We start from the raw sequence: 12,411 nt of genomic DNA on the forward strand, positions 1-12,411 counted from the left end.
TTAACCCATTAATCTGTCCGCCGGTTTGGCGCATAGAAAAAATACTGGTCAATAAATCTTGTTTTAACCCAAACTATTCAAAAGTATGAAAATATCTGCTTTTAACATAGGTATGCCCAAACTACGCATACCCCAAAAGTTATTATTGGTTGTGAAAATAACTACACTTGTCCTTTTAGTTGCGATAATGCAGGTCAGCGCTTCGTCATATGCGCAAAGGATAAATCTTTCTGAAAATAATGTGTCATTAAAAAAGCTTTTTAAAGAGATTAGAAAGCAAAGCGGATACAATTTTATTTTTACCGAAGGTATGATTAAGGATACCAGACCTGTTGACATACATGTTAACAATGCCTCCATCGGCGACGTTCTTGATAAGGTATTTCATGATCAGCCTCTTTCATATACGATAAGTAATAATACCATAGTAATTAAAGAAAAGGAAGAGCCCTTTATTCCGATAACCATTACTGGTACTGTTAAAGACGAAAAAGGGCAGCCTTTGCCCGGTGTTACTGTAACTGTAGACGGATCAGTTAACGCTACCTCTACCGATAATAATGGTAAATACAATATTAAGGCTGATGGTAAGCAAACACTGGTATTCTCTTTTATTGGTTATAAAACGGTAAAACGAATTATCAATAATGAACAGCTGATTGATATCTCGTTAGAGCCTCTCTCAAAAGATTTGACAGAGGTGGTTGTAGTAGGATACGGTACTCAAAAAAGGGAAAATATTACGGCTGCCATTTCAACCCTCAAAGGGCAGGATATTGCACAAAAACCGGTGGCCAGCTTAAGCAACAGTTTAACAGGCCGGGTTGCCGGTGTTATTATTACCCAGGGTAATGGCGAGCCCGGACAGGATGCTGCAAGTATTCATATAAGAGGCATCGGTACTACGGGTAACAATGCGCCATTAATTGTGGTTGATGGCGTTTACCGCAGCTTTGAATCGCTTGATCCGAATAGTATCGAGTCGTTTACTGTTTTGAAAGATGCCGCGGCTGTTGCTCCCTATGGTTTGGCCGGAGCTAATGGAGTAATACTTATTACAACTAAAAAAGGCAAATCGGGAAAGCCGACATTGTCCTATAACAGTTATCTGGGCTTCCAAAATCCCACCCGGATTACCTCCATGGTAAACTCTTACCAATACGCGCTAATGCAAAACGAGGCTGCACAGAATGAAAACAGTGCTAACATACCTTATTCACAGGCCGATTTAGCAGGTTATTTAAAAACGGTGAACAAAGAGAACGGTGCCGACATTGATAAATATCCGAGCAGTAATGGTTTAAAAGATCTTATTTTAAAAAACAGGATTCTAACATCACACAACATTCAACTTTCGGGCGGTACCGATAAAGTGCATTATTATGCAGGTTTCGGTTATATTTATCAGCAGGGACAATGGTCGTCAACAGCCATGAACAGGTACAATCTAATAGCTAAAATGGATGCCCAGGCTACTAATACTACCAACGTTTCGCTAAGTATCAACAGCTATGTAAAAGACTTAAATTATCCGGGGACTTCGGCAGGGAACATCATGTACCAGGCATTCCGTAATCCGCCAACCTTTGCCGTTAAATATTCAAACGGGTTATATGGTGGTTATCAGAACCGGAGCTTGCTTGGAGAAGTTTATGATACCGGTTATGACAGAGAAGAGTCGACCCAGTCATATACCACTTTAACTATTGATCAGAAATTACCTTTAAAAGGCTTAAGTATTAAAGGATCAGTAAGCTACGATCCCTATTCCGATTATGAAAAAAACTGGCAAAAGCCGGCTACTTATTACTCGGTAAATACAGGCACAACACCATATACATTCTCTAAGGCGCAGGACGGACAATCAAACCCCTTGTTAACTATTTATAATAATTTTAGTTCCTCTTTAACCTACCAGGGGTATCTTAATTATCACAATAAGTTTGGGAAAAATGATGTAGCCTTTCAGGGCGTAGCAGAATACAGGACTGTTAATAGTCGCACACAACGAGACGAGAGGGATAACTATAACCTGGACATTGATGAACTTGATGCGGGTAGCGCAATCAGCACAGATGCTAAAAACAGCGGATCGTCAAGTGAGCAAAAACAGGTAGGGTACGTTTACCACGCAACTTATAATTATGATGGAAAATATGTTGCAGAAGCCATCGGCCGCTATGACGGGCATTATTATTTTGCCCCTGGGCACCGCTATGGCTTTTTCCCAACTTTTGGCCTGTCATGGAACCTTTCCGAAGAAAATTTTATCAAGAACCGCTACAACTGGGTTGATTTCCTGAAACTGCGCGCGTCCTACGGCCAGTCGGGTAACCTGGCAGGAGGCCCCTTTCAATATTTAAGTGCTTATCAGTTAGGCCAGGGGGCTGTTTTTACTTCATCAGGCACACCAAAGGCAACGCAGGGAGTTTATGAAAGCGGACAGCCTAATCCTAACATTACCTGGGAGCGGCAAAAGCAGCTGGATATCGGTATTGAAGGAGCGCTATGGCAGGGTAAGCTAACTTTTGATATTGATTATTTTCATCAGAAGCGAAATAATATGCTGGTAACAAGGCAGATAACCGCCCCTTCAGAGTACGGTATCAGCTTATCACAGGAAAATTACGGCATTATGAGCAATCAGGGGATCGATTTAACCCTGGGCTCGTCGCAAACGCTTTCAAACGGGATGCGTATCGGCGTTAAAGCTATATTGAGTTATGCGAAAAATAAACTGCTGCGTGTTGACGAATTGGCAACATCTTATAATAACTTAAATACCCGCCAGACAGGCAGGGCATTAGGTACGCCATTTGGTTATGTTGCGCTCGGTTATTTTACCGCTGATGATTTTAATGCCAACGGAACGCTGAAAGCTGGTATCCCGACACAGCCCTGGGGCGTAGTACATCCCGGAGACATCAGGTATGCCGATTTAAATAACGATGGTAAGATAACCACAGATAACAGCGACCAAAAGGTCATCGGTAACCCCTCAACACCCGAAGTGCAGTTTAGCCTGGCGCCGAATTTTTCATGGAAAGGATTTGATATCGACCTGTTGTTTCAGGGAGCTACCAAAAGCAGTATCCAAATAGGTGGCACCATAGCTTATCCTTTTGATATCGCTTCTTCGGCAACAACACTACAGTTTAACGATCACTGGACACCGGCTAATACCAACGCGCTTTATCCCCGTTTAACCAGTGCCCCTGTGCCTAATAATCAACAGTATTCATCGTGGTTTATGCGCAATGATACCTATGTGAGGCTTAAAAGCGCGGAGATAGGGTATACTATTCCTGTGAAAATACTACAAAAAATTAAGATCCAGTCTGTAAGGTTTTATGTAGCAGGACAGAATTTGTGGACCTGGACACCTTATATGAAGGAAGTGATGGACCCTGAAGCCCAATCAACCAACGGACAGTATTATTTCCAGCAACAGGTGATATCGTTTGGAACCAACATAACCTTTTAATTAACCACTAATCGTAAAGAAATGAATCATATAAAGAAATTTTATGGCTTAGCTTTAATAGCTTTGCTCCTGAGCGCTTTGGCGGGATGTAAAAAGGATCTGCTTAGCGTTACGCCAAAAAATCAGTTGTCGGACGCGACGGTTTTTGGTACCGAAAGTAACGCCGATATATTTTTAAATAATGTTTATACCGATCTGCCGCATCTGAACAATGAAACTGAATTGCTCGATCAGTTCAGCGATAATTCATATGTAGGCGCAGAGTGGTTTGATGCCCGGCAAATGATTTATACAGGTGCAATAGCACCTAATAATATGCCCGTAGGCCCATGGGGTATGTGGCGATGGGCAAGGGGGACAAACTCCAATAATGATGGTGCCGGCAATTATGAATTTATAAGAGCCTGCAACCTGTTTATTCAAAAAGTCACCGCGTCAAATTTTTCAGCTGATTTTAAAAGGCAGAAATTGGCCGAGGCACGTTTTTTAAGAGCATTCTTTTATCAGTACTTATATATAGCCTACGGAGGGGTACCTATTATTACCGATGTGCTTAATAACACCACTCAGGGCAACGAAATTTACCGGCCCCGTAATACATCTGCCGAAACCGTTAAATTTATTACCGATGAATTAACCGCCGCAGCGGCAGACCTGCCGCTTACCACCAGCGAGTATGGCAGGGCCACAAAGGGAGCCGCGCTTACATTGAAGGCATGGGTACAACTTTATGATGCCAGCCCTTTGCACAATTCGGGTACCGCCGATGCCGTTGGTGATGCCGGCAAATGGGCACAGGCTGCAGCCACTTATAAGCAGGTGATAGATTTAGGCGTTTACAGTTTACTTAACGATTTTGGCGCGGTTTGGCTACCCGCCAGCAATAATAGCCCTGAATCAATTTTCGCTATGCAGATGACCGGGGCACAAAATGGAGGCGGAAGGCGCGAAGGCCTTTACGGGCCCGTGGTTGTGCACGGCGCAGTTGAAACCTGGGGTAACTTTGAGCCTACCCAGGAATTGGTTGACGAGTTTTCGATGGATAATGGTAAAGCCATAAATGAACCTGGTTCGGGCTATAACCCCCAAAATCCATATGTGAAACGCGAAAAACGCTTTTATCAAAGTATCGTTTATGATGGCGCACCCTGGCAGGGCGATACCATTTATACCAGGGCAGGTATCGGCAGTCCGAACGAGATAGACCTCAACTCAACCCGCGGAGATATCAGCAATACCGGCTATTATGCCCGTAAAACACTTGATGAAAGTATAAAAGGTAACGATAACCTGAACTGCAGCTGCGGGTTAGAAAACTATATGTTTTTCCGTTATGCTGAAGTGCTGCTTGGCTATGCTGAAGCACAAAATGAGGCTGTAGGTCCAGATGCATCAGTATTGGATGCTGTTAACAAAGTACGTACCCGTGGTGGCAACCTCCCAACAGTACAGGCCACATATGGCAATGTAAGCCAACAGCAAATGAGGCAGATCATCCATCGCGAGCGCAGGGTTGAATTTGCTTTTGAAGATAAACGCTGGTGGGATGTCTTGCGCTGGAAAATAGCATCAAAAGTTTTAAACGGGCCTACACATGGTATGCTGATTACTAAGAAAAATGGCGTCTGGAACTATGATCCTACCGCAGTTGTGGTTACAAAACAGTGGAACGATAAGATGTACTTTATGCCGGTACCACAGGTTGCTATTGATAAAAATCCCAAAATGAAAGCTCAGAATGGAGGCCCGGATAACTGGGTCAACGGGCAAAATCCGGGTTATTAAACAATGATTTGTCGAAAATTTTAAAAATCTTAAGACGTAGATTATGAAAAGATTAATCAAATACCATATTTACTTTGGGCTGGTTTTAATAATATTTGTTTCCGCCTGTAAAAAAGAAAAAGCATTGTCCACAACGGTTTACATGCCTGCCGGTAAGGCAATAGTCAGTCAAACATTTGATATAACCGATACGATTCCGTATTCGGCAAGTTTGGTAGGGGCTGATTACCCAACACTAACAACATCTGCCGCTAATAATATCAATGTGACCTTTAAGGCCGATCTTTCATTGATAGCTGCTTTTAATGCAGCTAACCATACTAATTACAGCGCTTTGCCGGCCGACAATTTTAGCTTTGACGCTACAGCAACTATTGCCAAGGGCCAGTCCGCAACCGGCCCCTTAAAGCTTATCATTAAAAATGGTGATAAGTTGGGTGCTTTTTCAAGTTTTCTTTTACCTATCCGTATCGATCAGGCAAATGGCGGCAGTATAAGTAATGTACAAAAGGTAACTTACTTTGTGGTTACCCGCTCGCCATCACTGGCAAACCTGGTACCATTTGACAGATCAAAATGGAGTATTGCCGGCTTCTCAACCCAGGAACCCGCTGAAGGCAGTGGAAATGGGCTTGGTATAGATGCGATTGACGGCGATTTGGGTTCTTACTGGCAATCCAAATGGTCGGGTGGCGAGCCAGGACCACCGCATTATATCTCCGTAGATATGGGGGAGATGAAAAATGTACACGCCATTTCTATGGTCGACAGGGATTTCAGCGGCGATTGGGCCGTTAATGGTCATGGCCAGCCCAAGGCAATGACCGTGTCTGTAAGTACTGATGGTACCAACTGGACAGATAACGGAACTTTCCAGGTACCCATTGTTGAGCCACAGGCTGAGATCCGTTTTTTCCTGCCGCAATTTCTTCAGGCACGATATTTCAGGATAACAGTTACCGATGTTTGGGGGAGTAACAGCACCAACATAGCCGAAATATATGCCTTGTAATAATTAATGCTGTCAAATGTACTTGTCCGTTATCACAAACGGACAAGTACTGCCTGTTGCACAGTTAACATCCAGATAGTTGTACTGGCTGGATTACAAAAAAATAAATATGATCACTAATAACATGAAAAAGCTGGCATACGCCAGACTATGGATAGCTATTGTTCTGTGTTTTACCTTGAGCACAAGGCTGGTAGCCCAGACAGCCGAAACAATAATTAATATTAACGGAAATGATAAAGGCCGCGTCTTTGACGGTATAGGCGGAGTTAGCGGCGGAGGCGGAACATCACGTCTGTTAATAGACTATCCCTTACAGCAGCAAAATCAGATCCTCGATTTTCTATTCAAACCTAATTTTGGAGCATCCTTACATATTTTAAAAGTTGAGATAGGCGGCGATGTAAATACAACTAATGGTGCCGAGGCCAGCCATATGCGTACGCCCGGTGACCAGAATTATAACAGGGGATATGAATGGTGGTTGATGAAACAGGCAAAACTGCGTAACCCTCAAATAAAACTGTATGCCCTTGAATGGGGGGCACCGGGTTGGTTTAAAGGAGGGTTTTGGTCTGATGATAACATAAGCTATATTATTAATTGGCTTAAACATGCCAAAATTGATCACGGACTTACCATCGACTATTTAGGTGGATGGAATGAACGTGGCTATAATAAAGAATGGTACCGGAAGCTAAAAGCGGCGCTGGATAAAAACGGATTGCAAACAATGATAGTGGCCGACGACGGTGGCGGCTGGAGCGTTGCAAAGGATTTGGCAACTGATTCTGCATTCAGTTCTGCAGTATCCATTGTCGGTCAGCATTATCCCTGTAGTGATAATGGAAAAGGTACAGGGTGTGCCAGTAGCACCGAAGCCCAAAACCTGAATAAACCACTCTGGGCCAGCGAACACGGGACAAATAATTATAATGAAGGCGCTACCGCCATTACCAGGAGCTACAACCGGGGATATATAGAAGGTAAAATGACCGCTTATATTAACTGGGCTGTTATTGCTGCATGGTATTCGACCTTACCTCATGCCGGTGAAGGATTGATGCTGGCCGACGAGCCCTGGAGCGGCCGTTTTACAATTGGTAAAAGCATCTGGGCTGTAGCCCATACAGCACAGTTTGCTAAGCCCGGATGGCAGTATATTGATAACGCCTGCGGCTATTTAAAAGACAACGGTACCTATGTAACGCTGAAAAACGGGGCTGATTACAGCATTATCGCCGAAACGATGGATGCTAATTACAGTCAGACCATTACCTTTAAACCTGTTGGTGGCCTGTTTAACGGAACAATACATGTATGGCATACCCACTTTAATTCAACAGATGAAAAGGACTATTTCGTTAAACAACAGGACATAAACCCGTTGAACGGGGTATTTACGATAACGCTTGAACCCGGTAACATTTATACATTTACTACTACTACAGGGCAGCATAAGGGCGTCGTTATGCAACGGCCGGAGGCCGTGTTTAAGCTCCCTTATGCTGATAATTTTAATGAGTATGCCAATGACGCTATACCCAAATACTTTTCAACACTTAACGGTGCCTTTGAAATAGCTGATGCTGGCGGTGGTCGAAAAGGGAAATGTTTGCAGCAACAGGCTATACAAGCACCAATCCCCTGGCTTAATAAACCTATGGAACCCTTTACTGTTATGGGGGACCCGAAGTGGGAAAATTACAAAGTATCTATTGATGTATTGATAGGAAAATCCGGTTCGGTCGAATTATTAGGTCGTATCAATCAACAACCGATGAATTGGCAGTATATTAGTGCACGGGGCTATCACCTCAAAGTTCAGAGCTCTGGCACGTGGGTGTTTTATTATCAAAAATCTGATCCCAAGGATTCGGCAGTTAATATGCCACCGGTTAATAAAATACTGGCATCCGGCTCCCTGAACTTCAGGGGTAATAAATGGCACAACCTGGCATTAAGCTTCAGGGATAATCATATTGAAGTGTTTGTTGATAAAAAACGACTGGCATCGCTAAATGACAATCAATCAAGCGGGGGCCAGATCGGCCTTTATGTAAGCTCATGGCGCAAGGCGCAGTTTGATAACTTATTAATTAAACCATAAACATTCCATGCAATTTATACAGTTGCAAAATCAGCTTTCAAAGCTCATTGATAAAGCAGGAAATATCATTTGTCGACATATAATAAACACAAGCTTATTTAACCTCATTTGTATGGATTTTAAACAATTAGTTACTCAAATAAGAAGGCCTTTTAGCTTAATTGCTATGGCCTTTGTTTTAATCCCCCCGGCGGTTAATGCACAAACAGCCCCGCTTCCCATAGGCCCTGTACCCAATGCCCGGCAAATTGAATGGTACCATCGCGAAATAATAGCTTTTTTTCATTTTGGCATGAATACGTTTGCCAATGTTAATGAAGGCGATGGTACCGCAAATCCTCAGCTATTTAATCCTACGGCATTAAACTGTAACCAATGGACAAGCGTGCTTAAAGGAGCCGGGATTACAACAGCTATTTTTGTTGCCAAGCATGCCGATGGCTTTTGCAACTGGCCAACCGCGCATACCAATTATTCAGTAAAAAACAGCCCGTGGAAAGATGGTAAAGGAGATGTTGTAAGAGAATTTACCGATGCCTGTAAAGCTGCGGAGATAAAAGCGGCAATCTATCTGGGGCCACATGACAGGCACGATTCAAGATACGGAACACCTGATTACAGCGATTATTATGCGAATCAGTTATCGGAGCTTTTAAGAAACTACGGCCCCATCTGGGAAATATGGTGGGATGGAGCAGGTGCCGATCAAATTACGTCAGTTTTTTATGATCGCTGGGCTGATACCGTGCGCAAATTGCAGCCCAATTGCGTGGTTTTTGGCACCAAAAATTCATATCGCTATGCGGACTGCCGCTGGATAGGCAATGAATCGGGATTATCGGGTGATCCGTGTTGGTCAACTATCAACCCGGTTTCTATTCGGGATGAAGCAGCGTATATTACGCAGTTAAACCATGGGGAAGTTGACGGCACGGCGTATATACCAGCCGAAGCAGATGTCTCTATTCGTCCAAGCTGGTTTTACCACAAGGAGGAAGATGCTCACGTTAAAAGCGTTGCCGCTTTGTGGGATCTTTATTTCAATTCCGTTGGTCATAACAGTGTGCTGTTATTAAATTTTCCACCTGATAAGCGGGGGCTGATCCCTGCAATTGATTCGGTAAGGGCGGATAGCTTGCACCGTTTAATCAATGGCACATTTAAAAACAACCTTGCAGCAGGCGCTACTATCAAATCGTTACATCCGCGCGGCGGTAACTATAAAGCAGCCAGTATGGGCGATAATAGCGAAAGTACTTATTATGCAACGACTGATAATGCATTTACGGATACCATAACTTTTAACCTTGGTAAAAAGAAAACATTTGACGTATTGATGTTACAGGAGGTTATTGAACTGGGGCAGCGTACAACAGGTTGGTCTGTAGATTACTCATCTGACGGAAAAAACTGGACACCTATTCCGGAAGCAACCGAAAAACAAGCCATAGGCTATAAATGGCTTGTCAAATTTAAGCCGGTAACAGCGTCAAAAGTACGATTGAGGATAACATCCGGAAAAGCCTGTGTGGCAATTCATGCTTTTGGAATTTATAAGGAGCAAATGGCGACACCTGACTAAAAGCTGATCAGCGATAATGGTGAAAAATCGACGAATTAAAAAAAGCACAGTAATATGAAGTATTACTGTGCTTTCGTTTTGTGACCCCGGAGAGATTCGAACTCTCGACCCAATGATTAAGAGTCATTTGCTCTACCAGCTGAGCTACGGAGTCATATGTGCCAGCTTTTGCCGGGTTGCAAATATGCAAATTATTTTCTTTTTCAGCAGGCGGAATTACTCATAGTTATTAATTATTTTAATCTGCTTATTGTAAAATTAAAGGTTGGAGTAATAACCCCCTTTCATCTTCCTGGTGTTCATTTTATCCACGGCTCGGCCAAAAAAAGTTAATTATAGCAACTTCATAACAAAATGTTAATTTTTTTGTTGGAATTTTAACAAAAGCTGCTTAAATTGTAAAACTTAATACCTGTCTCTTATGAAAAAAAGAAAATTACTCAAAATTAACAAACTGCAGTATGAAAGCGTTGTTAAAGATTTTATCTCCCAAAATGGTTTAAATGTCCAATATTCTTATACCAAAGATCATTTTTACCTTTATAGCGACGAATCGACAATCAATCAGCTCGAAAAACAGGCTATTGGCGCAAACTTATAAATAAGTGAAAAATAGAAAAGTCCGGTAGTGTGATACTATCGGACCTTTTCAATATTTACTTTTTATTAAACAGCAGCGTACAAATCTTCCTGCTGTTTTTGTACAACAGGGCTATTGATGTATTCGTCATAAGTCATCAACTTGTCTATGTAGCCGCCCGGTGTTAATTCAATAATACGATTAGCTACTGTTTCAACCAATTCATGATCCCGTGAGGTGAACAGGATTGTGCCGCGGAAATCTTTCATGCCATTATTAAGCGCTGTGATCGATTCCAGGTCGAGGTGGTTGGTTGGTTCATCAAACATTAGCAGGTTGGCTTGCTGCAGCATCATACGGCTAAACATGCAGCGCATTTTTTCGCCACCAGATAGGACACTGCATTTTTTCATAACTTCCTCACCTGAGAACAGCATCCGGCCTAAAAATCCGCGGATAAACTGATCGTCTTTTTCGCCCGGTGAATATTCACGCAGCCAATCAATCAGGTTGTCGTTTTTGCCGTCGAAGTATTCACTGCTGTCGTTAGGGATATCAGCCGCGTTAATGGTTACACCCCATTTAAAGGTGCCTGTAAAATCTTTATCACGGCCTGTTAAAATATTATAGAAGGCAGTAGTTGCCAAACTGTTTTGCGACAGGATAGAAATTTTATCGCCTTTGTTTACAGTGAAGGTGATATTGTTAAACAGCACTTCGCCATTAAGGGTTTTGCCCAGGTTTTCAACAGTCAGGATCTGATCGCCGGCTTCACGGCCCAGGTTGTTGAATATAATACCCGGATATTTACGGTTTGATGGCTGAATTTCATCCAGGTTGATTTTATCCAATGCTTTTTTACGGCTGGTTGCCTGTTTTGATTTAGACGCGTTAGCACTAAACCTGCGGATAAACTCCTGGAGCTCTTTAACTTTATCTTCGGCTTTCTTGTTTTGTTCGGCACGTTGTTTAAGGGCCAACTGGCTCGATTCATACCAAAAGGTGTAGTTACCGGTATAAATGGTCATTTTACCAAAATCAATATCTACTACGTGGGTACATACAGTATCCAGGAAGTGCCTGTCGTGCGATACTACCAGTACGATAGCTTCATATGACGCAAGGAAATCTTCCAGCCAGCTAATGGTGTGGATGTCCAAATCGTTGGTAGGCTCATCCAGCAGCAGGATATCTGGTTTGCCAAAAAGTGCCTGGGCTAATAAAACACGTACTTTTTGGGTGTTATCAAGGTCTTTAACCAGTTGATAGTGAAATTCTTCTTTAATGCCAAGGTTGCTTAGCAGGGTAGCGGCATTGCTTTCGGCATTCCAGCCGTCCATTTCGGCAAAAAGGTTTTCCAGTTCACCGGCACGTTCGCCGTCGGCATCGCTAAAATCTTCTTTAAGATAAATGGCATCTTTCTCCTTCATTACGGAGTACATTTCCTTATGGCCCATCATCACTGTTTCGATAACTGTGAATTCGTCAAAAGCATAATGGTTTTGGCTCAAAACAGCCATACGTTCGCCGGGAGTAAAGCTCACCGAGCCGCTGGTTGGGTCAATATCGCCCGAAAGAATTTTCAGGAATGTGGACTTACCCGCGCCATTGGCGCCAATAATACCATAACAGTTGCCCTGTGTAAATTTCAGGTTTACGTCTTCAAACAAAGTACGCTTACCGTAACGTAAAGAAAGATTGGATACCGTGATCATGCTGCACCTCTAATTTGGCGCAAAAGTACGGTAAAATCTTCATTTTAACGATATATGGTGCTGATATTATGGATGGGGATTTTTTGAGCAGCAATTTTTCCCCACAAACTAAATTTCATGGGTATACAATTACACAGAAATGA

General features: G+C 42.8%; 7 protein-coding genes and 1 tRNA gene. 6 read left to right on the forward strand and 2 right to left on the reverse strand.

What is annotated here, in order from left to right; all coding sequences use genetic code 11:
* Positions 1-85 precede the first annotated feature (85 nt).
* The 5 genes from MusilaSJ_RS03140 to MusilaSJ_RS03160 all read left to right on the forward strand — a co-directional run bounded on the left by MusilaSJ_RS03140 (position 86) and on the right by MusilaSJ_RS03160 (position 9,973).
* Positions 86-3,484, forward strand: coding sequence for a TonB-dependent receptor (locus MusilaSJ_RS03140; protein WP_274988625.1), 3,399 nt, complete (start codon positions 86-88; stop codon positions 3,482-3,484).
* A gap of 21 nt (positions 3,485-3,505) precedes the next feature.
* Positions 3,506-5,269, forward strand: a complete 1,764-nt coding sequence (locus MusilaSJ_RS03145; protein WP_274988626.1) for a RagB/SusD family nutrient uptake outer membrane protein — start codon at positions 3,506-3,508, stop codon at positions 5,267-5,269.
* 43 nt (positions 5,270-5,312) lie between these two features.
* Positions 5,313-6,281, forward strand: a complete 969-nt coding sequence (locus MusilaSJ_RS03150; protein ID WP_274988627.1) for a BT_3987 domain-containing protein — start codon at positions 5,313-5,315, stop codon at positions 6,279-6,281.
* 109 nt (positions 6,282-6,390) lie between these two features.
* Positions 6,391-8,391: a galactocerebrosidase gene (locus tag MusilaSJ_RS03155; RefSeq protein ID WP_274988628.1), complete on the forward strand. Its 2,001-nt coding sequence runs from the start codon at positions 6,391-6,393 to the stop codon at positions 8,389-8,391.
* A gap of 112 nt (positions 8,392-8,503) precedes the next feature.
* Positions 8,504-9,973, forward strand: a complete 1,470-nt coding sequence (locus MusilaSJ_RS03160; RefSeq protein WP_274988629.1) for an alpha-L-fucosidase — start codon at positions 8,504-8,506, stop codon at positions 9,971-9,973.
* An 81-nt stretch (positions 9,974-10,054) separates the two neighbouring features.
* Here the strand turns inward: MusilaSJ_RS03160 and MusilaSJ_RS03165 are convergent.
* Positions 10,055-10,127: transfer RNA gene (locus MusilaSJ_RS03165), tRNA-Lys, on the reverse strand.
* A gap of 267 nt (positions 10,128-10,394) precedes the next feature.
* Between MusilaSJ_RS03165 and MusilaSJ_RS03170 the strand changes: the two genes are divergently transcribed.
* Entirely contained in the window at positions 10,395-10,574 is a 180-nt protein-coding gene (locus MusilaSJ_RS03170; RefSeq protein ID WP_274988630.1) for a hypothetical protein, read from the forward strand.
* Between the two features lie 65 nt (positions 10,575-10,639).
* On the opposite strand, the gene MusilaSJ_RS03175 is transcribed toward MusilaSJ_RS03170, so the two are convergent.
* Positions 10,640-12,268: an ABC-F family ATP-binding cassette domain-containing protein gene (locus tag MusilaSJ_RS03175; protein ID WP_274988631.1), complete on the reverse strand. Its 1,629-nt coding sequence runs from the start codon at positions 12,266-12,268 to the stop codon at positions 10,640-10,642.
* Positions 12,269-12,411 lie beyond the last annotated feature (143 nt).

The organism is Mucilaginibacter sp. SJ (genome assembly GCF_028993635.1).
Lineage (GTDB): Bacteria > Bacteroidota > Bacteroidia > Sphingobacteriales > Sphingobacteriaceae > Mucilaginibacter.

Coding starts and splice junctions, on each gene's coding strand:
- MusilaSJ_RS03140 (WP_274988625.1), top strand. CDS start 86: ATGAAAATATCTGCTTTTAACATAGGTATGCCCAAACTACGCATACCC.
- MusilaSJ_RS03145 (WP_274988626.1), top strand. CDS start 3,506: ATGAATCATATAAAGAAATTTTATGGCTTAGCTTTAATAGCTTTGCTC.
- MusilaSJ_RS03150 (WP_274988627.1), top strand. CDS start 5,313: ATGAAAAGATTAATCAAATACCATATTTACTTTGGGCTGGTTTTAATA.
- MusilaSJ_RS03155 (WP_274988628.1), top strand. CDS start 6,391: ATGATCACTAATAACATGAAAAAGCTGGCATACGCCAGACTATGGATA.
- MusilaSJ_RS03160 (WP_274988629.1), top strand. CDS start 8,504: ATGGATTTTAAACAATTAGTTACTCAAATAAGAAGGCCTTTTAGCTTA.
- MusilaSJ_RS03170 (WP_274988630.1), top strand. CDS start 10,395: ATGAAAAAAAGAAAATTACTCAAAATTAACAAACTGCAGTATGAAAGC.
- MusilaSJ_RS03175 (WP_274988631.1), bottom strand. CDS start 12,268: ATGATCACGGTATCCAATCTTTCTTTACGTTACGGTAAGCGTACTTTG.